This window comes from Bacillus sp. FSL H8-0516, assembly GCF_038635285.1.
Lineage (GTDB): Bacteria > Bacillota > Bacilli > Bacillales > Bacillaceae > Bacillus > Bacillus safensis.
This window is the reverse complement of record NZ_CP152051.1, coordinates 1,074,511-1,096,262: the sequence shown is the minus strand read 5'-3', so window position 1 is coordinate 1,096,262 and position 21,752 is coordinate 1,074,511. Positions and strand designations below refer to the sequence as shown.

General features: G+C 42.1%; 24 protein-coding genes. 11 read left to right on the top strand and 13 right to left on the bottom strand.

Going from position 1 to position 21,752, the window contains the following annotated elements; translation table 11 throughout:
• Positions 1–322: 322 nt before the first annotated feature.
• Positions 323–859 carry a serine acetyltransferase gene (locus MHB67_RS05275; protein WP_044334187.1) on the top strand — a complete coding sequence of 179 codons (537 nt, stop codon included), beginning with the start codon at positions 323–325 and terminating at the stop codon, positions 857–859.
• Here the strand turns inward: MHB67_RS05275 and MHB67_RS05270 are convergent.
• The 4 genes from MHB67_RS05270 to MHB67_RS05255 all read right to left on the bottom strand — a co-directional run bounded on the left by MHB67_RS05270 (position 854) and on the right by MHB67_RS05255 (position 2,919).
• On the bottom strand, positions 854–1,111 hold the full coding sequence (locus tag MHB67_RS05270; RefSeq protein WP_024425086.1) for a hypothetical protein: 258 nt from the start codon (positions 1,109–1,111) through the stop codon (positions 854–856). The genes MHB67_RS05275 and MHB67_RS05270 overlap by 6 nt on opposite strands.
• 31 nt (positions 1,112–1,142) lie before the next feature.
• A complete protein-coding gene (locus tag MHB67_RS05265) occupies positions 1,143–1,418 on the bottom strand; it encodes a hypothetical protein (RefSeq protein ID WP_024425087.1) in 276 nt (91 codons plus the stop codon).
• Positions 1,419–1,480: 62 nt separating this feature from the next.
• Complete coding sequence (locus MHB67_RS05260; protein ID WP_024425088.1) at positions 1,481–2,038, bottom strand: GNAT family protein; 558 nt, start codon at positions 2,036–2,038, stop codon at positions 1,481–1,483.
• A gap of 14 nt (positions 2,039–2,052) precedes the next feature.
• Positions 2,053–2,919 (bottom strand): AraC family transcriptional regulator, encoded by an 867-nt coding sequence (locus tag MHB67_RS05255; protein WP_252050328.1) that lies wholly within the window; start codon positions 2,917–2,919, stop codon positions 2,053–2,055.
• Between the two features lie 113 nt (positions 2,920–3,032).
• On the opposite strand from MHB67_RS05255, the gene MHB67_RS05250 reads away from it, so the two are divergent.
• On the top strand, positions 3,033–4,409 hold the full coding sequence (locus MHB67_RS05250; RefSeq protein WP_044334180.1) for an MATE family efflux transporter: 1,377 nt from the start codon (positions 3,033–3,035) through the stop codon (positions 4,407–4,409).
• Between the two features lie 24 nt (positions 4,410–4,433).
• Here the strand turns inward: MHB67_RS05250 and MHB67_RS05245 are convergent, their stop codons facing one another.
• From MHB67_RS05245 to asnB, 4 genes are all read right to left on the bottom strand, one after another.
• The gene (locus tag MHB67_RS05245; protein WP_044334179.1) at positions 4,434–5,273 is read right to left on the bottom strand and encodes a phytoene/squalene synthase family protein; all 840 of its coding nucleotides are present in this window, start codon (positions 5,271–5,273) and stop codon (positions 4,434–4,436) included.
• Complete coding sequence (crtI, locus tag MHB67_RS05240; protein ID WP_151862955.1) at positions 5,266–6,741, bottom strand: phytoene desaturase family protein; 1,476 nt, start codon at positions 6,739–6,741, stop codon at positions 5,266–5,268. The genes MHB67_RS05245 and crtI (MHB67_RS05240) overlap by 8 nt, the downstream gene beginning before the upstream one ends.
• Positions 6,738–8,255, bottom strand: a complete 1,518-nt coding sequence (crtI, locus tag MHB67_RS05235; protein ID WP_044334175.1) for a phytoene desaturase family protein — start codon at positions 8,253–8,255, stop codon at positions 6,738–6,740. Before crtI (MHB67_RS05235) ends, crtI (MHB67_RS05240) begins: the two co-directional genes overlap by 4 nt.
• A gap of 147 nt (positions 8,256–8,402) precedes the next feature.
• On the bottom strand, positions 8,403–10,244 hold the full coding sequence (gene asnB / locus MHB67_RS05230; protein WP_073204643.1) for an asparagine synthase (glutamine-hydrolyzing): 1,842 nt from the start codon (positions 10,242–10,244) through the stop codon (positions 8,403–8,405).
• Between the two features lie 154 nt (positions 10,245–10,398).
• Between asnB and MHB67_RS05225 the strand changes: the two genes are divergently transcribed.
• Positions 10,399–10,926, top strand: coding sequence for a DUF2777 family protein (locus MHB67_RS05225; RefSeq protein WP_342492837.1), 528 nt, complete (start codon positions 10,399–10,401; stop codon positions 10,924–10,926).
• A gap of 38 nt (positions 10,927–10,964) precedes the next feature.
• On the opposite strand, the gene MHB67_RS05220 is transcribed toward MHB67_RS05225, so the two are convergent.
• The gene (locus MHB67_RS05220) at positions 10,965–11,333 is read right to left on the bottom strand and encodes a YisL family protein (protein WP_024426524.1); all 369 of its coding nucleotides are present in this window, start codon (positions 11,331–11,333) and stop codon (positions 10,965–10,967) included.
• A 92-nt stretch (positions 11,334–11,425) separates the two neighbouring features.
• On the bottom strand, positions 11,426–12,331 hold the full coding sequence (locus MHB67_RS05215) for a fumarylacetoacetate hydrolase family protein (RefSeq protein ID WP_073204637.1): 906 nt from the start codon (positions 12,329–12,331) through the stop codon (positions 11,426–11,428).
• Positions 12,332–13,329: 998 nt separating this feature from the next.
• On the opposite strand from MHB67_RS05215, the gene MHB67_RS05210 reads away from it, so the two are divergent.
• The 8 genes from MHB67_RS05210 to MHB67_RS05175 all read left to right on the top strand — a co-directional run bounded on the left by MHB67_RS05210 (position 13,330) and on the right by MHB67_RS05175 (position 16,793).
• Positions 13,330–14,424, top strand: a complete 1,095-nt coding sequence (locus MHB67_RS05210) for a CotH kinase family protein (protein WP_073204632.1) — start codon at positions 13,330–13,332, stop codon at positions 14,422–14,424.
• 122 nt (positions 14,425–14,546) lie between these two features.
• On the top strand, positions 14,547–14,708 hold the full coding sequence (locus MHB67_RS05205) for an aspartyl-phosphate phosphatase Spo0E family protein (RefSeq protein ID WP_029707539.1): 162 nt from the start codon (positions 14,547–14,549) through the stop codon (positions 14,706–14,708).
• A gap of 125 nt (positions 14,709–14,833) precedes the next feature.
• Positions 14,834–15,055, top strand: a complete 222-nt coding sequence (locus MHB67_RS05200) for a spore germination protein (protein ID WP_024425506.1) — start codon at positions 14,834–14,836, stop codon at positions 15,053–15,055.
• 14 nt (positions 15,056–15,069) lie between these two features.
• The gene (locus MHB67_RS05195) at positions 15,070–15,303 is read left to right on the top strand and encodes a spore germination protein GerPB (protein WP_003210877.1); all 234 of its coding nucleotides are present in this window, start codon (positions 15,070–15,072) and stop codon (positions 15,301–15,303) included.
• Positions 15,304–15,333: 30 nt separating this feature from the next.
• Positions 15,334–15,948 (top strand): spore germination protein GerPC, encoded by a 615-nt coding sequence (locus MHB67_RS05190; RefSeq protein ID WP_024425505.1) that lies wholly within the window; start codon positions 15,334–15,336, stop codon positions 15,946–15,948.
• Positions 15,945–16,121, top strand: coding sequence for a germination protein GerPD (locus MHB67_RS05185; protein WP_003210893.1), 177 nt, complete (start codon positions 15,945–15,947; stop codon positions 16,119–16,121). The genes MHB67_RS05190 and MHB67_RS05185 overlap by 4 nt, the downstream gene beginning before the upstream one ends.
• Positions 16,121–16,552 carry a spore germination protein GerPE gene (locus MHB67_RS05180; RefSeq protein ID WP_024425504.1) on the top strand — a complete coding sequence of 144 codons (432 nt, stop codon included), beginning with the start codon at positions 16,121–16,123 and terminating at the stop codon, positions 16,550–16,552. The genes MHB67_RS05185 and MHB67_RS05180 overlap by 1 nt, the downstream gene beginning before the upstream one ends.
• 22 nt (positions 16,553–16,574) lie before the next feature.
• Positions 16,575–16,793, top strand: coding sequence for a spore germination protein (locus tag MHB67_RS05175; protein ID WP_003211468.1), 219 nt, complete (start codon positions 16,575–16,577; stop codon positions 16,791–16,793).
• A 47-nt stretch (positions 16,794–16,840) separates the two neighbouring features.
• Here the strand turns inward: MHB67_RS05175 and MHB67_RS05170 are convergent, their stop codons facing one another.
• From MHB67_RS05170 to sbcD, 3 genes are read right to left on the bottom strand one after another with little or no spacing between them, the layout of a single operon-like run.
• Positions 16,841–17,140, bottom strand: a complete 300-nt coding sequence (locus MHB67_RS05170) for a hypothetical protein (RefSeq protein ID WP_024425503.1) — start codon at positions 17,138–17,140, stop codon at positions 16,841–16,843.
• 20 nt (positions 17,141–17,160) lie between these two features.
• Positions 17,161–20,556 (bottom strand): SMC family ATPase, encoded by a 3,396-nt coding sequence (locus MHB67_RS05165; RefSeq protein ID WP_342492836.1) that lies wholly within the window; start codon positions 20,554–20,556, stop codon positions 17,161–17,163.
• The gene (gene sbcD, locus MHB67_RS05160; RefSeq protein ID WP_122631156.1) at positions 20,553–21,728 is read right to left on the bottom strand and encodes an exonuclease subunit SbcD; all 1,176 of its coding nucleotides are present in this window, start codon (positions 21,726–21,728) and stop codon (positions 20,553–20,555) included. Before sbcD ends, MHB67_RS05165 begins: the two co-directional genes overlap by 4 nt.
• Between the last annotated feature and the right edge of the window lie 24 nt (positions 21,729–21,752).

Below are 21,752 nucleotides of genomic sequence, written 5' to 3'. Positions count from 1 at the left end.
GATAGGAAAGTCAATTGTATTCAAAAAGATGATTCAAAAAGCATATGAATGCAATATTCTCTTTTTAATGAGTATTTTCGAGTAATTTTTACAAACCTTACTGCCATAAGGGGATGGAACGCATGAGACGGTTTGATATTGAAAAAAATTACAAATCATTCTTCCTGGTTCTTTTGTTCTATTCAACTCAAAGCGCTCATTTTATGAAGAAATTTGGATGAAATGAAGGTAGAAAATTGAAGAAGTAACACCATTTTTTCTTGATATAAATGGTTTGGATGGTATAATTTCTCTGAAACATAAAGGAATGGAGGGGAATTTGATGATTTTTACAAAGCACGATCTTCACCATTACTTAATGCAGGATAAGAAAGCATTAGCGATTACGCGCAGAAGACCAAAGTGGTTTGGGGACGATATATGGAAATATCAAAGGTATTTGCGAAAATATGAATACTATTCTAATAGCGGCGCTCTACTGCGCAAATGGTTTTATCGCTATTTACATAAAAAGAAAGGCATGCAGCTTGGCTTTGATATTCCGATTGGCGTCTTTGGCCCCGGCCTTAGAATCAATCATAGTGGTCTCTTAATTGTGAATAAGCACGCAAAAATTGGGGCATTTTGTGATATTCATCAAGGGGTGAATATTGGACAAAACCATTCCGAAAAGGATGTACCAACCATTGGAGATCACGTATGGATTGGCCCCGGTGCTAAGCTGTTTGGAGACATTTATATTGCAAATCATATTTCAATCGGAGCAAATGCCGTAGTGAATCGTTCCTTTCATGAAGAGCAGATCGTCATTGCTGGTGTACCGGCTCAAAAGGTAAAAGAAAAAGGCCCTTCTTCATGAGGGCGCCTGATAAAAAAGAATAACACCGATCAAAACAGAGATGAGCAGCATGAGATAAAACAAGATGGTTAAAATCAAGATCGTCCAGCCCAGCCCCTTCCTCTCTGTCTTGATCAAATAAATACCGAGTACGATGGTACTAAATAGCACGCCTAAAATGGCCCACAGCCATTTGTCTTTGTTGTGCTTTGGCGCATCAAACCATAAATAGATGGCAACAGCAAGTGAAACGAATAGACCCGTTAATCTCATATTTAAATTCCCCCTTATGTATACGCGCTCTCTATGATGCGTTTGAGTATCCGAAGATCAGCAACAGGAAGTAAAAGACAAAGACTAGTATAACAATAGAATAGATGATGATGGACACGATCAGAACTGTCCAGCCCAATCCTTTTCTTCCTGTTTTGATGAGGTATATCCCAAATGCAAAGAGCCCGAATAAAAGACCTAAAATAGACCATAACCATTTATTTTTCCCATGTTTTGGTGCATCTATCAATAGATAGATTGCGACTAAAATAGAAACAAACCATCCAGTTATCCAGCCCACATTCATCTGCCAACCTTCTTCTTCAGTTTATTCCATTATATGATACTTTTGTCCTAAAAAATAATGATTCAGAGGATATTGCGCGGGAGGCTTTGCCATTCCTCTCTCAGCATCCCAAAGCGCATAGAGTCATAATACTCTCCTTGATAATAACGGACCTTTCTCAGTCTCCCCTCAAGGACAAATCCGCATTTCTCTGCGCACCGCATCATCCGTTCATTCCCTGACCAAGTTGTTAAACCAATTCGAGGGATATCAATATGCGTAAATAACACATCAATCCATAGATTTAATGCCTTTGTCCCAATACCCCCGCTCCAAAAACGTGAGTCATAAATGATAATGCCGCATTCAAGCCACCTCGTACGTTCATTCTCCCAATAATATGATACGGTGCCTTTGATATCACCATCTATTTCAATGCCATATAGCTTTTGGGGAATGGATTCTTCCTGTAAGTAACGTTTCTTAAATGCAGCAAGCGGGATTTCGTGTTCATAAAAATAAGGGGCATTCCATTTTCGATAGGACTGGTCTGATGCTTTAAATTTTAAATGCCACACCGTCTCTAAGTCCGTTTCGGTTAATGGACGTATGTTCACAAGCTCTTCCTTTTCACTTTTCATCTGTTCACGTTCCTTTACTTTGTCGTTCTTTTTGCTAAATGACGGTACTCGATCGGCGTCATGCCTTCATTTTGCCGAAACAGCTTAGAAAAATAAGTAGGGTCGTCAATACCTACATGATCTGCAATAGCAGCGATTTTTTCATTCGTTGAGGCCAGCATGCTTTTGGCTTTTTCGATTTTGAGACGATGGCTGTACTGGTTTGGCGTCAATCCATATACCGTCTGCATACATCTTGTCATGTAGTCAGGATGATAGTGCAGTTTCTCTGCAAGCTGCTCCATGTGTAATTTCTCCATAAAATGATGCTCAAGATAATGAACCACTTCTGATGCGACGGTCTCTTTTGCACTTGGAATATGGAATGCTTCCTTTTGCAGGTGAATGAGCAGTTCCTCAAATAGAAGCTGTTTTTTCAGCGGAAGTTCAGATGCACCATGATTTAGTGCTCTCATCGCTGAAAGGTGTTTTTCTAACACACTTCGTCCTTTCACTTTTCCTAAACGGGGCAGACTAAATTCATAGGTTGCCGGCTTTTCGAAGGTAGCTTGATTTTGTTTCATATCAATCCAGTGTTCTCTCGGCCGGTTCGTCAGCTCAAATCGGTCAATTGAGAAATGCAGCCACTCATAGTGTGTTTCCTCTTCACATGGCAGATGTCCACCATGAGACAGGCCCGGTGAGAGAATCGTATATTCACCTTCTTTTACATGAAAAGCCTCCTCGCCCTCTGTCATCCATAGTTCACCTTTTGTGACATAGAGCAGATCAAATACAGTGAAGGTTCTTGAGATATGTCTTTCTCCTTGATGAAATACCCCTTTACCTGATGCAATATAAATAGGAAACGGCGGTACAGTAAATGTAATAAATCGATCCATATTCATCCCCTTATGAAGTCGGATTTCTCCAATAAGTTTCGGTTTCGTCTCTTCTTATTATAGTCGATGCACGGTACACTATAAATCGGATTTATACGAAAGGGGGCTATGTGATGAAATCTCAAACCCTGTCATATGAAAAGGTTCAAGCAAAAGATGAGAAAACACACCCTTCATTATTTGCATTAACTTGGCCTATTTTTATCGAAATCTCTTTATATATGCTCATGGGGAGCGCTGATACACTCATGCTCAGCCAATACTCCGATAACAGTGTGGCCGCAGTAGGTGTAAGCAACCAGCTCCTGAATTTATTAATTGTCATGTTCAGCTTCATTACAACAGGAACGACCATTGTGATTGCGCAGCTTTTAGGAGCTGACCGCAAGCAGGAAGCGGCTCAAGTCGCCTATGTCTCACTAGGAACCAACTTCTTGATCAGCTTTGTCATTAGTCTCCTTATGTTTGTGTTAGCTGTTCCAATCCTGCACATGATGGGCTTATCAAGTGAACTCATGCCGGATGCGGCGGTCTTTTTACAAATTGTTGGGCTGCTTTCTTTTATTCAAGCGCTCATTATGACGTATAGTGCTATTTTAAAAAGCTACGGATATACAAGAGACACGATGTATGTCACCATCGGAATGAATTTGCTAAACGTTGCCGGCAATTATTTGGTCATTTTTGGTCCGTTTGGCTTTCCGGTATTAGGTGTCATGGGTGTTGCCTTTTCTACCTCACTCGCTCGGTTGATCGGATTGATGGCGATGATTCTCATTGTCGGCCGCCGAATTGGATTGCGCTTTTCTTTGAAGAGTATGTTTCACATCCAGCGGACGCATTTAAAAAAGCTGCTGAAAATTGGAATCCCTTCTGCTGGAGAGCAGCTTTCTTATAACGGCTCCCAAATGATCATTACACTGTTTATTACATTTATGGGAACGCAGGCTTTAGCAGCAAAGGTCTACACTCAAAATTTGATGATGTTCATTATGTTGTTTGGTGCAGCGATTAGCCAAGGGACACAGATTTTAATCGGGCGCCATATTGGAGCGAAAGAATTTGATGCTGCCTACCGCAGATGTATGAAAAGCTTATACTGGGCCATTGGGATCTCTCTTCTTTCTTCCACTGCTTTATCTTTATCATCGACGCATTTGCTTACCTTTTTCACTAGCAATCGTGAAATCATTCAAATCGCCGCTACGCTTCTCCTATTGACGATCATTTTAGAGCCGGGACGCTCTTTTAATATGGTCATTATTAATTCATTGCGGGCGGCTGGTGACGCGAAGTTTCCAGTGTATATGGCGATGATATCAATGTGGGGAATCGGGCTTCCGATCGCTTACTTGCTAGGCATTCAGCTTGAAATGGGTCTCATTGGGATTTGGATTTCTTTTATCGTGGATGAATGGGTCAGAGGCATCTTCATGTATAGGCGCTGGCGTTCCAGAGTATGGACGGAGTATCGCTTTTCTTCCACATAAAAAAGGACTGGGTGCAGTCCTTTTTTACGTAATATCTTCTAAAATAAGTGCTTTTTCCTGTTTTGAAATAAATGCTCGCTCGGTAAAGACGCGGTATTCGTTTTCTCTTGTTTTATCTAAAATGGCTTTATAAAAGTGAGCTGCTGCTTTCACCGGTATTCGTGAATACAGCGGGAATTCATGAAGATGGTCAAAAAACTCCTCGTAGTATGCCTCTGCCTCAAAAGCAATGTACTCCCAGACGTGCTGAAAAGCTTGATTGACAATCCCTTTCTGCAATTCTTGCTCTGTGTACCCGAATTGGTCCATCACTTGCTTTGGCAAATAAATGCGGTCTCGTTCAGCCTGATCCTCGCCGATATCTCGAAGGATGTTGGTTAACTGCATAGCGATCCCTAACGAAATGGCTGCTTCTTTTAGCTGCTCTTTTTTACGTGGTGCAATAATGGGAAGGAGCATGAGTCCAACGGTACTAGCAACATGATAGGAATAGATGAGCAGTTCATCTAACGTTTCGTATCGCTGCTGCTCTAAATCCATCTCCTGTCCTTGGAGCAGGTCACGAAACGGGGCTTCATCCATCCGAAACTCTTGAAATGTATGCTCTAGCGCCACCCATATCGGATCATTCCGGTCTACCTCACCTTGTAAAAATCGATCAAACGTCTCCCGAAAGGATGCAAGGTCCTCTTGTGGCGTAGGCGACTCATCTACAATGTCATCTGCTCTCCGGCAAAAGGAATATACGGCCCAGACGGCCTGTCTTTTCTTTTTAGGCAGCATGGAAAAGGCCCGGTAAAACGTTTTAGAATGGGTTTGAATGGTTTCCTCACATACTTTTAATGCTGTTTGTACATCAACCACTTAGCTTCACTTCCTTTCTATCATTCAAATCTTTTAGTAGTACAGAGGCCATGAGCTTCGCACTTTGCATCACGATTGGCACCCCGCCGCCCGGATGCGTGGAAGCACCTGCCGCATAAAGATTATCTGTCTCGCTGACCTTCACTTGCGGGCGGAAGACACCTGATTGAAACAAATTAGGTGCAAGTCCAAAGCTGCCGCCTTCAAACAATCCTTCTCGCAAGGAATCATTTGGTGTTCTGACCTTTTTCCAAACAATCGACTCTCGCAATCTCGGAAAGCCTCTTTTCTCAAGGCGCTCCACCATGTTCTCGACAAAATCTGTCTCCTCTTCCCAGTTGATATGATCTCCTGAAGGAACGGGAACGAGCATGTATAGAACACTACAGCCCTCTGGGGCAAGAGATGGATCAATGATCGATGGATTAAATGTATATAATGACGGGTCTTGAGGAATCGTTTTCGTTTGAAAAACCTCTTTCATATGCTGATCAAAGTGTTCTCCCATAAAAAATTGATGAACAGGTGCTTCATGATACATTTTGTTTAACCCGAGATACACCATCACACAGCCAGAGGAAGGCACGTATTTCCGGCGATCTTGTTCGTCTAAACCAAACTGTTTTAACGCAGCTGGATAATCTCCATTGATTACAAATGCATCAGCAGCTACATGTTCATCATTTACTTTTGCTTTGACTGCCCGTTTTCCCTCAAACACCAATTGTGTGACTTCTTCATTTTTTCTTACATGCACACCCATGTTGATGAGCTGCTCTTCCAATATATCTACTAAACTCGCATAGCCGCCTTTTAAATAGTAGATTCCATGTGCGTGCTCACTATAGGACACAAGCGAATAAATAGCCGATGCTTCATACGGGTTTCCTCCAACATAGAGGGTTTGAAGTGCGTATGCATCTCGCAGGCGTTCGTCTGAGAAATATTTTTTCAGAGCGCTTTGTACCGTTCGATACGCCTTTAATTTCATTAAAATCTTCATATTCGCTTTTGTAAAAAATGTACGTTTTTCGTGAAATGATTTTTCTAGAAAGGCTTTCTGTCCTTCTTGAAACCGGTCCGTCATTTCTTCCATAAACCTCTGGAACCCTTGATCTTCTTTTGGAAATACACGTCTGATTTCATCTAACTGACGGAGTGCATCAGAGTACTTCGTATAGGAGGTTCCATCTTGATATTGAATGGTATACAGCGGATCAAGCTCCACAAGATCAAGAGATGATTCGTCAATTCCTACCTCATGTAAAATGCCTTTTAACATGTCAGGAAGTAGGACAATGGTCGGACCTTCATCTACTTTATATCCTTTCTCACGTACAAAAGCAAGTCTCCCGCCAAGCCGTTCATTTTTTTCGACAAGGGTGACATCATGTCCCGCTTTTTTTAAATAAAGCGCTGAGATCATTCCGCCAATACCACCGCCAGCAATCAATATATGTTGTTTCATGAGGCGCTCCCCTTTTCTTGATGCGGCATTGTTTTGTGTGAATGTTTCTCTTTTTTAAGAATGGCATTTGTCGTGATACGTGCTGATTCTAAAATGGTTGGCAGTCCGCTTCCTGGATGTGTTCCTCCTCCAACAAGCCAGCAGTTCTTTAATTCATCAAATTCATTGTGCGGCCTTAGGACCATCATCTGCGTCAGCTGGTGGCCGAGGTTAAATGTAGCTCCTTCATAAACGTAAAGGTCTTCCTCCCATTGCTTCGGTGTGATCATCCGCTCGACTTCTATATGCTGTCTCACATCTTGAAAGCCGGTTTTCCGCTCCAATGTATCCAGCACAAGCTCTCTAAATTCATCTTGATGTGCTTCCCAGTCAATACCGCTTTGGTTATTAGCAACTGGAGCCAGCACATAAAGAGCTGATTTTCCTTTTGGAGCAAGTGAGTCATCGGTTACACTTGCATTTTGAATATAAATAGACGGATCATCTGGCAGCTCATATGTTTTCGTAATGCCTTTGACAAATCGAGCATAATCATCGGAAAAAACGATGGTATGGTGCGGCTCATCATACATGGTATCCAGTCCTAAATAAAGCATAAAGGTAGAGCATGAGAATTTTTTCTTTTTTAATTTTTTCTCGCTGTATTTCTTTAAGAGTCCTGGCTCGACAAGCTTTGTCATCACATGTGCAAAGTCTCCATTGACGACAACCTCATCTGCTTGTATTTCTTCCCCAGATTCTAAACGAATGCCTTTTACTTTCCTTCCCTCCGTGAGCAGCTTTTCAACGCCTGCTGACAGATGAATCTCTGCCCCAGCTTCAAGCGCCGCCTTTGCCATCGCTTCTGACAGCTGATTGACACCGCCCTTCGGATGGAATACACCTGTGTCATGTTCCATAAACGAAAGAATCGAGAACGCACCAGGGCATTCCCACGGTGACATTCCTAAGTACTTTGATTGAAATGTAAAAGCATATTTCACTGATTCATTCGAAAAATAGTCTGACAGCACATCATACAAACTTTTATTTAGTGAAAGCTGTGGAAGTGCTTTGATCACCTTCGGACGAAGGTAATGATGAAAGCGGTCCATTTTACTTTGTAAAATTGGTGTCAGACGATCCATTTTGCGCTTTGTATCATTCATAAATCTTAGATATCCTTCGCCCTCACCAGGTGCAAAGGCTTCTAATCGTTTGTACATTTCATCGCGATCCCGGATCATATCCAGCTGATTGTCTTGAAATATTAATCTATACATCTCTTTTAATTCAATCACATCAATATAGTCATAAAGATTTTTACCAGCAAAGGTGAACAGCTCCTCTGCAATATGAATCATGCTGAGAAAGGTAGGACCTGTATCAAACGTGAAATCACCAAGTTGAAACTTAGCGTTACGCCCGCCGACAAAGGGCTGCTTTTCGTATACATGAACGTCATGTCCTTTGCTTTGAAGCATCATAGCTGCTGCAAGGCCCCCTGGTCCCGCTCCAATCACAATGATTTTCATTATCCTTTTTCCTCCAAATTAATTCACTTTAAGTTAATTATACAAATTAGAAAGATTAGATCAACTTTTGATGTGCTGAAAAAGTCTCATGTTATGTATCAAAAAAGCCGGCTTCCTTTCAACATGTGCAAGAAAGCCGACTCTTTATTACGCTTCTATATCAATTCGATACGTTTCAAACCAATGATGAATCTGTGCTAGATGGGCAATCAACTGCGGGCCCTTCATGAGCTGGCCATACCATGGCACATGAAAGGAAGCCCCTTCCGTTTCAATCAGTTGCTTTAATTGATGTGGATCTAAAAATTCGTGAAGTACAGAGTCTTTTTGCGCGAGGCAGTCTGTGAGCATCTCTTTCACAGCCTGAGTATAGGCTGGATGATGTGTTTTCGGGTAAGGACTCTTCTTTCGATAAAGCACTTCATTCGGTAAAATTCCCTCTAATGCTTTTCGTAAAACCCCTTTTTCACGATTTCCATGCATTTTCATTTCCCAAGGAATATTCCACACATATTCGACAAGGCGATGATCTGCAAATGGCACACGTACCTCAAGACTAGCCCCCATACTCATTCGATCTTTACGGTCAAGCAGTGTTGTCATAAACCAGATCATATTTAAGTAAAAAAGTTCTCTCCGGGCTTTATCGACGCCGGTTTCTCCATCTAAAAGAGGCGTTTCTGCCACCGTTTCTTCATATTTGCTTTGCGCATATTCCTTAAGTGACAGCTTTTTTTGCCACGAGTCTTGCAGGAGCTGAGTTCTAGCTTCAGTCGATCTCATCCAAGGAAAACCATTCGTTTCATTTTCCATATGGAACCAAGGATAGCCGCCAAAGATTTCATCCGCACATTCACCTGACAAGCCAACAACGAAGTCCTTTTTAATTTCTCGGCAAAACCAAAGCAAGGAAGAATCAATATCTGCCATACCCGGTAAGTCTCGAACCTCAACGGCTTCCTTCAGATAGGAAGCGAGCTCTTTTTGTCCAATGATACAGCTGTGATGATTCGTTTGAAACGCTTTGGTCATTTGATCAATCCATGGACCGTCAGCATTCGGCTGGAATTGATTTGCCTCAAAGAATTGATCGTTTCCTTCGTAGTCAATGGAATACGTATGAAGCGGTGCTTTCCCTATTTTCTCAAAGTGCTTAGCGGCAATGGCAGTAATGGCACTAGAATCGACGCCCCCAGATAAAAATGTACATACAGGCACATCAGAGACGAGCTGTCTTGTCACGGCATCTGTAAAGAGATGCTTAATGTGCTGTGCGGTGTCATCAAGTGAATCAGTATGTTTCTTGCTTTTGACATTCCAGTATCTCCATACGCGCAGACCGTCTTTTGAAAAGGTCAAGGCATGTGCAGGTCTCAGCTCTTTTATCCCTTTAAACACGCCTTGACCTGGTGTTCTTGACGGTCCTAAGCCAAAGATCTCCGACAGCCCTTCATGATCGACTTTTGCTTTGATATCAGGGTGAGCAAGAAGTGCTTTGATCTCTGAACCAAATAAGAAGGAATGATGACGTTCTGTATAGAAAAATGGCTTGACGCCTAGCCGGTCTCTCCCTGCAAATAACAATTCACGCTCACTATCCCAGATCACAAATGCAAAAATGCCATTAAAATGAGAGACACACTCTTCCTTCCATTCTGTATAGGCATGAAGAAGAACTTCTGTATCAGAATGCCCAAGAAAGCGGTGCCCCCTTTTTAACAATTCTTTTCTTATATCCTCCGTGTTATAGAGCTCTCCATTGTATACAATCGTATAAGCATGGTTTTGATGTGTATATGTCATCGGCTGCTTTCCGCCTTCTACATCTACCACCGCTAACCTTTTATGCCCGAAAAGAACGTGCTCACTTTTCCATGTATTTGTATCATCTGGCCCTCTTTTAGATAATGTATCTGTCATTTGATTGATTACATGATCCTGTTGGATGAGCGGCTTTTTAAAGTCTGCCCAGCCTGTAATTCCACACATCATCATCAGCTCCCATCCGTTTTTCCTCAAGTGTTCTCATTCAGCCTTTCTTAGTTTATGCATCGTCTCCTTGATAGTTGATTTGTCCTTTTTTCCCGGCGTATAGGACAAGCTTGATTTGGTAAGAAAAGAAAGAGGAAAGGAGCTTTTGCAAATGGAGAATCGAATGAGACAGCTTGAACGCTGCAGCAGAAGATGGTGTAATGGGTATTTGCTCATTGAAAACGGGCATTTCCTGATTGAAGATGATGAAGGAGAGATCATGCTGCCAGAAAGTCTTCAAAGCACAATGATCTGTTTGAAGGAAAATGACCAATGGACAAAAGGGGAATTGCTCGGTTCTATGATTCTTCATGAAAACGGGCAGCTAATAGAAGTACAGGGAGGAGAAAACATTCAATATACGGCGTCTCTTGCCAAAGGATGGCTTGATCTTCTCATGTTCGTACCGGAAAACGTTTTTGATCACATCCTTGACCAGATAGAGCAGCTTGGTTTTTCCGTCTATGATTGTGTTTTCTCTTCCTTTCATTCATTGCAGCGCGTCTCTTTCTTTCAGTTTTCGGCAGATACGCAATCACTTGCACTTCAATGTCACCATGAGCCAGACGCCAGTCACATTCGTTTTGAATGGACCACTTCAGACGGACAACGGATCGTTTCACAATTTGATGCCACATAAAAAGGACACTGCTTCGTATAAGCAATGTCCTTTTTATATTAAAAGATATGGAAACCGATCGGCAGACGTAAACCGAGAAGAATGGTCACAATCGCAAATACGATAAAACCAATCAACACACCAGTCACCGATTTTCCTTTTTTCTTGCGCACTAGGACCATTTCCATGAAACCGATCACTAGGATACCAAGAATCATTTTTCCAATATACTCGCCCCCGTAACCTGGAATTTTCATTCCTGTGCGAACATACAGCTCTACGCCTGTTGCAATGATGATCAAGTAGAATAAACGAACGATCATGTGCACAATTTTAGCGCCTTTGTCATTTTTACCTGCTAGAGCAAAGGCTACGAAGAATAAAATAATCCCCAGCACCCATGCTGTGATATGTAAATGTGTTCCCATTTGTGATTTCCCCCTTTATCAGAACAAGTACCTTCTCATCGTACCACGAAATAAGTCGAACACAAAGCGACAATCCTGTGTCATCACGCGCTTTATTTGACGTGATTTGTCAGCGTTCCAATCGGTTCAATCGTGATGTCAATACGATCTCCAGAAGCTAAAAACTTAGGCGGTTCAAAGCCCTTCCCTACCCCAGAAGGTGTACCTGTTGCAATGATGTCACCCGCTTCTAATGTCATCCCTTTTGAAAGAGTGGAGACAATGTCCTCAACTGTGAAGATCATTAATTCCGTACTGGCAGACTGACGAACCTCTCCGTTTACCTTTGTTTCCACATGGAGCGCACCATGATCCTCGATCATTGACTTATGAACGATATAAGGTCCTATCGGGCAGGTTGTATCTAAGCTTTTGCCAATGAAAAATTGTTTATGTTTTTTCTGCAAATCTCTTGCCGTCACATCATTTAAAATGGTGTAACCGAATATATAATCTTGGACCTCTTCAGGAGCAATGTTTTTCCCTGTTTTGCCCATCACGATGGCAAGCTCTCCTTCATAATCCAATTCACTTGTCACATCTTCATGAAGGAGAATGTTCGCTTCGTGTCCAATGACAGAAGTAGGTGCCTTTGTAAAAATCATCACGTCTTTAGGAATATCCGCCGCACTTCCCATCTCCATGACATGGTCTTGATAATTCTTTCCGACACACATGATGTTTTTAGACGGCTTTGGAATTGGTGCATGGAGTTTCACGTCCGAAAGCGGATATACATAAGAACCGCGGTCTTCTTCTTTTTTCTCAGCCCAATCAAGAAGCTGCCCGACATGTTCAACAAACTTGTCCCCCATTTTGATACACTCAGATAAAGAGTTTGGCAGTGTCTCAAGCTCAAATAATTTGGCTTCTGCCTTTTTGACGTCCATCACCCATTCATCATCAATGACTACCCCAATAAACATGCTGCTATGTATTTCACCTGTAAAAAACTTCATGTCTTCCCCTCACAATCTTCATTTCGCTAAGTTATGATGTCTCATTTTATTTCTCTATGAAACAAAAAAAACCCTTTTTTATCATACTCTCTTTTAAAAAGGGTTTCAAAAATGATGATCTAACGCTTAGCGAAAACGGCGGTACTCCCACATGTTTCCTTGATCCCATTTACGCTCAACATTTCCTCTATTTCGGGAACGATGCGTTTTCTTTCCACATCTTCGGCAAGATCGGCTGCGTTTATGGTGATGAGAACGTTTAGATCGATGACTGCGACGTGACTTGCGGCTCTTCTTATTGTGGGATCTGTATTTGCTGCGATGTGACTTGCGGCAGCTTTTCTTATGATGAGATCTGCATTTGCTGCGGTGTGATTTGCGGCAGCTTTTCTTATGATGGGATCTGCATTTGCTGCGGTGTGATTTGCGGCAGCTTTTCTTATGATGAGATCTGCATTTGCTGCGGTGTGACTTTTTCGGTTCGCTCTTTTTGCTTCTGTAAGATTTTTTGCTTTTATATGACTTTTTACTCTTCATGCTTTTCTTCGAGCGATAGCTTTTCTTAGAGCGATAACTTTTCTTTGAACGATAGCTTCTGTAACTTTTTTTACTGCGGCGTGATTTACGGCGTCCACCACCACCAAAGAACCAATGACCGCGACTTGAATGACGAGAACGAGCTGACTTATGCGAACGTCTCGATTCTGGTTCACGATCTAAGTGATGATCACGTCCCTCACTTCGAAGTGAAGCTACTGCATGTTCAATGTGTGAATGATCAATTGTACTCACGAACAATTCCCCTCCCAGTCTATGCTTCGACAAAACAAACAGACAAAGCTGTTTATCTTCTCTGCTTTATGTTACGAGACTCGGTAGACAAGTGTTCGTGACGAATGCCTCTTTCCCTTAAAACTCCATGAATACCTACCAGCCGGTACAGGACATTCCCTCACTTTCATATCGTAAAGAAGAGCATATAGGAGGCTGATGAACGTATGAACACAGAATCTTTAAAACAATTTGATATGTGGATTCATCCAAAGGACCTGATTGAATTAAAAAAAGACATTTGGAACGATGAACCTGTTGAAGCTATTCTAAAAACCGGCCAAACCAAATCACATATTTATGCTTCATACCGCGGATCACACATTAGAAAGCTTAAGAAAAAGTCCTATCAAATTGAATATCGAAAGCCGAAACAAAGACAAGGCGAATCGATCTTTCATTTAAATGCAGAGTACAATGATCCTTCGTTTATCCGAAACAGGCTGTCCTTTTATTTCTTTGAGCAGATGGGGGTGCATAGCCCCGCTGCTTCTCATGTGTTTCTCACCATAAATGGAAGAAAAGAAGGGATTTATTTGAAAATAGAATCCGTCGATGAGTTCTTTCTTCAAAAACGGCAGCTTTCAGGAGGCGGCATTTATTATGCGGTTGATGATGACGCGAACTTCTCCCTTTTGAGTTCTTTTGATAAAAAACCAAAAAAGCACCTTCTTCTCGGATACGAGAAAAAAACGGGAACTTCTCAACATGATCAGCAGCTAAGTGAATTTATTTACTTTCTCAACACAGCGAAAGATGACACTTTTGCAGAAAAAATTGAACAATACCTAGATGTGACACAGTATTTCCGCTGGCTCATCGGTGTGGTATGCACACAAAACTTTGATGGTTTTGTTCATAACTACGCTCTTTATGTAAATGAACAAGGGAGGTTTCAAGTACTTCCTTGGGATTATGATGCAACATGGGGTCGTGACATTCATGGAGAAGAAATGCCGTTTGATTATATCCCAGTAAACGGCTTTAATACATTAACTGCTAGATTACTAGATATCCCTTCGTTTAAAAGAGCCTATTACACACTTTTCCAGCATGTACTCGATACACATTTTGTAGAAGACCGGCTCTGCCCAATCGTCGAGAAATGGCATGAATCGATTGAGAATCGAATTGGAGATGATCCATATACGAAAGATCGAAAAGACGTCTTGCAGTCTGAAAGAGACTTAATCCGGCAGTATATCAACAAAAGACGACGTTATTTACAGACTGAGATCAAAAAAGAAACATTTGGTACGTAAGAACACTTTCGAATTTTGTCACTTTATTACTCATATTGACGAAACAGCTTTTTTTATAGAAAAATAGGGTATACTAACCATATCCTTCTATTTGATAAAAAATGTGAGAGTTGGCGTCCGTTATGATCAATTATGAAATTGAACAAAAAAGATTACATTTAATTGAGACTGCAAAAAAATTCGGGATGAATGCCGAAGAAACGATCAGGTGCAGTCAAGAGCTTGACACACTCTTAAATAAAGGCATCAAATCCACCTCTAAAGATTGCTCAAAAAAAGGGTAAGCCATACATCTAATTCCTCTCATCAAAAGCTTTCAAAAAGACAATCACACATTAAAAGACCCATCATAAGCTATGGTGAAACGCCCAAAACAAGTGCCCTAATTTTATAAAGGATGTGCACCGCTATGCCGGCTATTGTGGGAGCCTTTAAAGTAAATGCCGTCGGAACGAGCGGAGTCGTTCATGTTGGAGACTGCATCACCATTTCTCCAAATAGTCAGGTTAAAACGTTTGCTGGCGCAGGCAGTTTTAATACAGGTGATCAATTACAAATTAGCAACTACAAAAGTGTGACAAATACGTACGACAGTGATGTCATTGATCAACCGCTTGTTGGTAACTTGTAAGGAGTGAAAATCCGTTGAACTTCTATATTAATCAAGCGATACAAATTAATTATTTACGTGTAGAGTCTGTGAGTAACTCCTCTGTTCTGCAAATTGGGAGTGCTGGATCCATCAAGGCCCTTTCCAACCTGTATAACACGGGAAGCTATGTAGAAGCAGCGCCTGCCGCAGCAGGTACACAAGGTATTGAAGAATCTCAAGGCGCAAGCACAGCACCTTTTGTACCGCTTCAGTCACCAACAACTTAAGCCATCTGCAATCCCCGGAGGTGTATGTAAATGTATGATTATCAGAGCAACGCTTCACAAGTATATGGCATCATTCAAAAACACTCGCAACAAATCATGATGCTAGAAAAAAGGCTTAACGAGCTTCAGCAGGAAATACAAATGATCAAAGATAAACCGACAACGAATATTGAACGGATTGATTATCAATTTGATCAACTGAAAATCGAACGGCTGGAAGGAACGCTGAATATCGGCCTCAATCCATCTGATCCAAACAGTGTTCAAAACTTTGAAGTGGGCCAAACAACAACCCCGGGAATTGGAATGATGCAGCAAGAAATGGCTGGTCAATTTTTCAATCAAACACGGCAGCTTGTCGATGCATTTTTAAATGAAGAAGCACCAGAACTTCTTGAAGAACTAGAACAGCGATACGAAGGGTCCCTCGATGAAAGCAACAAACACCATATCATTGAGGATATTCGCAAGCAAATTGACAGCAGGATCAAATACTATGCGGGACAGCTGCCACACCGGGAAGATATGACACCGTTGCAGCGTTCAGAGCAAATTGCTGAATATGTGAAGCATGATGTAAAGCGAGCGATTGAGCACTTTTTAGCCCATATTCCAAGTGAAACGAAAGGAGAGGAAAACGGATGAATTTCACAGTTGTCAACCGCAACATCGAGACTGGAAGCATTAAAGTAGTCGGGGTATCGTCTTCTTCCCTGTTTATCATCGGGGACACAGACCATGTACAATTATCCTCAATTTTTGATACACCGCCAGAATCTCTGATTATTGGCCCGTTTGTTCCTCTGGCGCCTCGATAATGATCAAACGCACATCTCAAGTGAAGTTCTCAAAGGTGAATTCTGTCGGGATTTCGAGTGTGGTTCAAATTGGTGATACTCAGGAGCTATGCCCGAAAGTCAAGGTATTAGCTGTTCAACGAACCATTAGTTTGTTTTATGGCTATGAAGCAGAAAATTTAGATGCGAAAGAATTTGAAGTGTATTATGAGCCCATTCCTTTGATGCTGCCAGAGCGATCAGTGAGAACAGCATTTTACCATGAAAAGCCTGTGATTAAAGTGTCTTCAATCCATGTAGAAGGGGTATCATCGTCCTCTGTCTATCAAATCGGCTCTACTTGTAGAATGAATGGCGTTGCGCGAGTGAAGCATATTAGAGAGCTGTTTAGCAATGATGAAAGTCCGCAAAACTCACAAATGGACCTACCTGCGCATATGATGGTGATATGACTTCGAATAAAGGATGTCGATTATGCCAGCAATTGTCGGACCCATTTACATTAACTCTATTTCTGGAGGCGTCGTAAACGTCGGTGACTCATTCTACCTGTCGCCTAAAAGTTCGTCAAAATCTGCTTTAGGCTCTGGAGCGGGGAATACCGGAGATTTCTTGATATTAAATAATGGCATTAGCGCCACCAACTATGTGGATCCTGACTTAAATGATCAGAATATGGTAGGCAATGCATAAAGCAGCTCCTCTACATCCATTTCAAATAGAGGAGCGCTTTTTTATGCTTATTTCTTTCTGCGCTGTCTCGATTTTTTTGTTTTGACCAGCTTGCTTGCCGGCTGTTTCCGAATCCATTTGATGTACGAAGCAAGCTTTTCATCCTGCCTCAGCGCATCAATTGTGTTCAAACGTGCGGCAAGCTCCTGGTTTGTATAGAGGGCATGTACTTGTTTATGACAAGGGATGCATAGGTAGGCAGTCGGTAAAAAAGCCCCGCCTTCTTCTCTTGGGGTTAAGTGATGTTCTGTGAGCAGGACATCTTGTCTTCCGCACATCTCACATAATCCAATTGTTTGCTTTGCCACCCGTGTCATCACCTCAATATTTACATTAATTCCATTGAGACTGTTGTCCCTTTCCCGCTTGGATCTGCCGGATGGACAATCAGTTTCTTCGGCAGCCGCATTTTCAATTCTTCCACATGGCTGATGACGCCAACAGCTAAGTTTTGAGACTGTAATTTCTCTAATGCAGTAATCACTGTATCAAGCAAGTCTTGATCAAGGGTACCAAAGCCTTCATCAAGGAAAAAGAATTGCAGCGGGAACTCACCTCTCAGCTGAATCTGCGCTGAAAGAGCTAGCGCAAGCGCAAGCGACGTCAGGAAGGTTTCCCCGCCGGACAAGCTGGACACTGGACGTCTGACACCGCCATTCGCATCATCACGCATGACAAAACCGCCTTCTGAATCAACCTCAATCGCATACCTTTGTCTTGTCAAAATACCAAGACGGGCAGATGCATCACGACTGACACTTTCCAGCTGTTCTTCTGCTAAAAACTCAACAAATGTATTTCCTTTAAACACGGTTTGCAGCTTATCGAGCCGATCAATTTCTTGCTGCAGCTCCGCCAAACGTTCATGAATACTTGCAAATCGCTGGTGATTTTCTTCCATTACACGCAGATGTTCATATGCAGAGCCGCTCATCACTGTTGCTTCTTCCAATGCCTTTTCTGCCGCTTCTTTCCTCAGTTGAATGTCAGTCCATTGCTTTTCATCTAGTGACTCATCTTTCAGCAGTTCAGAAATTCGCTTTAAGTTTGCGGCACATTGCTTTCTTTTATCCTCAAATTCGTCAATTTCTTGTTTAACAGTTTGACGTACTGATTGATTCATGAAAGCAGATTCAATCTCTTGAGGCTTATCAAAAGGAGAAGACTCCGATTCTTTAGTCCATGCTTCACTTGCTTCTTGTTTTCTCCGGTCAGCCTCTTGAAGCTGACGCTCACAGCTTGAAAAATGACTTTGTGCTTCACTAAAGAGCTCCTGCGCTTGCTGTAATTGCTTGTACGATTGCTGTTCCATTTCATTGAGACGAGCAAGCGTGTGTTCAACCTCGATCAATTCATCAGAAATGGAGACAGCTTTCAATGGATATCTCCCTAAATCTGTTTCATATTGATGAATGAGCTGCTGCTGGCTTTCTAGCTGATGCGCTAGTTTATCAAGTTCCTTCTCTACATCGTATATGGCTGTTTGCAGCTGTTCTTTTGCCTGCTGTTTTTCTTCCAAAAATGAAATACTTTTCTCAATACGCTCTTTATAGCCTTCCGCTTGCTGGTCCTTTTCATCGATCTGCTTTTGCATCTCTTGTACTTGATGCAATGTAAAGTGCGGGAAAGCCTGTTCAAATTGAGACGTTTGCTCTGAAAGCTCAGATTGAAGCTCCTTGATCAGCCCGTCTAATTCTTCGATACGCTGCTGATCAAATGTCATTTGATCTTTCATCTTGCTTATCCCTGTTGCTTGATCATATGTTTCATCCATTAAACGAGCTCGTTTACGTTCAACTTCTTGAATATCTTGTTTCAAGCCTTTCCATTCTTGCATGAGATACTGCAAGGACTCCGGCTTTTGCACTGCTTCTACTGCTGCTGCAACTTCCGCACCTGGAGCTTTCTGAGATAAAAAGGCAAACTGCTTTACTAATTGATTGGCGTGCGTTTCCAATAGCTGCTTGGCGGCATACATGTCTCTTGTATATTCCTCTGCCTGCTTGAGCTCTGTGTCCATCCGTTGAATCACTTCATCGATTTGTGCCACTGTTTCTTCATGGTCATTATTTTCCAGTGCCTTTGGGTCATGATGAATCGATCCACAAACAGGACATGGCTCACCATCTACGAGCTCTGCCGCTAATTCTTTTCTTAATTCCGCCGCCCTAACAGCATCACGCTGTTTTAATTTTTCGAGCTTCTGACTTTGTTCTCTTTTACTCCATTCTGTAAAAGCCCGTTCGAATTCACATACATAGAAATAAAGCTGTTCAATCGCTTGAAATGATTGGTCTATTTTTTCATGATGGTCTTTTTGCTGTTTTTGAAGCTTTTCATATGCTGCTGCGCTCTGTGTTGATCGCTTTTTGAGCTCCTCCATCTTTTGTTCTTCCTTGTGTATGCTTTGGTGTATTCTTTGAATATTTTCGCTTAAACGCAAAGCATCCTGTACACTTTTCCGTTCTTTTACAGAGACTTGTAATTGCTCGAGCTCACGCTTCAGCTGTGTTTGTTTTGCCAGTGCACGTTCTAACAAAGATTGGAGATTGTCTGCTTCTTCTTTTTTTTGTAATAATTGCTGCGTTGTATCGTTTTTTCGCTGTTCGATTGCCGTCTTTTCCTGAAGAGCCGCCTCTTTTTTCCGTTCAATTTCCTTTAGCTGAAGCAGCTGCTCTTTCTTTTGAAGAAGTTCTGGCTCAGTTTCTATTTTCTTTTGCCTTGCTTGCTCATAGTTCTGTGTCATTTGATCATAGATCGTTCGTTGATGCAGTAGCTGATTTTCTGCTTCCTGCTTCTCTTTTAATGCTTGAGAAAGCTGATTTTCAGCCTTTGTTAATGCATCCGCATAAGGCTTTAATGCCTCTGCCTGCTCAGCAATATGAAGCTTGGCCTTTTTCTCTTCCATTGATGGTGCCAGTTGATTCAGATGGTTTAGTTCCGTCTCATAAGCTTCTTGTTCCTTTTGATACTGCCAAATTGTTTGCGCCTTTGTAAAAGCAGTGAACGCTTCATCCCGCGCTTGTTTTTTCTCATGAAAAATAGCCTTTGCCTGCTCTGCCGCTTCCTTTGCCTTTGCGAGCGCCTCTGGACCAGCTTCACCTAAACCATTCAGCTCAGCAAGCAGTTCATTTTTTTGTCCATACTGATTCTGCGCCTTTGCGCGCAAACGTTTAACGAGCTGATCCCCATACTTCTCTAGGTTAAACAAACGCTGAAGCATTTGTCGTCTATCGGCTCCTTTTAAAGAAAGGAATTCTGCAAACTTCCCTTGGGGCAAGACAACCGCTCGCGTAAAATCATCAATGGTTAACCCGAGTAATTCTTCTATTTTACGATTGACCTCACTCGCTTTATCTGCAAGAACTGTCTGCGTATCACCAATTTCAATCAAACGGCATAGTGTCGTTCTGACTTTCATTTCATCTGCCCGCTTGAAAGCACGTTCTACTTTATAAGAAATGTGATGTTCCTTTTGCAAAGCGAACGTAAAGGAAACTGACAGCTTCTCTTCCGCTTGGTTCAAAATACCATGTGTATTATTTAACGCACGTTCCACTTTGCCATAAAGTGCCAGGGTCATGGCGTCTAATATGGACGACTTTCCGCTTCCTGTCGGTCCAAAAATGCCAAACACACCTGCATCACATAATGAGCTAAAGTCAATTGTTTGTTCTTCTCTGAAGCTATGAAGTCCTTTAATGGTTAGTGTAATCGGCTTCAAGTCGCTTCCTCCTCTTGCATTTCATTGGCGAGCTCCAAAAACAGCTTGACTGTTTTTTCATCAGGAAGACCGCCGCCTGTCTGGCGCTCATAAAATTTCACGAACCGCTCTTCGATTGAGAGCTTTTCGACTTGCTTTTGTTCTTCCATTTGCTGCAGTTCTTTAAATTTCGGTCTAATATGGACAAACCCGCTATGCTGCTTTCGGAGCTGATGAATCTCTTCTATGGAGAGTTGATCTGTTAAATGAATCTCTAAATCAATCCATGCCTGAAGATCCCGTTTTTCATCCAGCCACTCGTGTACTTGGCTCAATCCTTCAGTTGCCTTCCATTTCACAAGTGGTTTTCCGCTTGATAACAACACTTCTTTCCAGCTTGCTTTTTCATTAGGTTTTGCCTCTACAATCGTGACTGATTTGGCATATCCTGATTCAGAAAAGCTGTAAGCAAGAGGTGACCCGGAATAGCGGGCAATCGTTTTGGCACGTTTGATGGTTTGCGGGCGGTGCAAATGACCAAGGGCCACATAGCAGGCTGCTTCTGGCAGACTTTCAGCCGCAACGGTATATGCACCGCCTACTTCAATCGGTCTTTCTGAATCTGTTTGACTTCCTCCTGCCACATAAATATGGCTTGTTGCGATATTGACCGTATCGGCTTGAAATTGAGCGCTTAAATGTTGGAACGCTTGCTGTATTTTTAAATTGTAATGATCACGAAGCAATTTCTCTTCAAATGTTTCAGCCAGCACCTCGTTAAGCCTCGCTTCAGACGGATAAGCGAGTGCTGCAATGGATAAACGTTCACTCGAAGAAGGAACATCGACGCGGATGATGTCATTTGTCGGATATCCAATTAAATGAATCCCCTGATCATTTGTTAAAGGAGATGCGGCAGATAGTCGATCCGGATTATCATGGTTGCCTGAGATGACCACGACCTGACGTTTTCCTTTATCAGATAAGGCAGATAGACTTTCATAAAAAAGCTGTTCTGCTCTAGCAGGCGGATTCACTGTATCAAAGGCGTCTCCAGCCATGACAATGACATCAATGTGTTCGTCTTTTACGATTTGATACAGCTCATCTAAAAACTGTGCTTGCTCATCAAGCCGGCTCCGGCCTTCAAGAGTTTTTCCTAGATGCCAATCTGCCGTATGCAAAATCCTCATTTGATTCACCTCTCATTACGATAC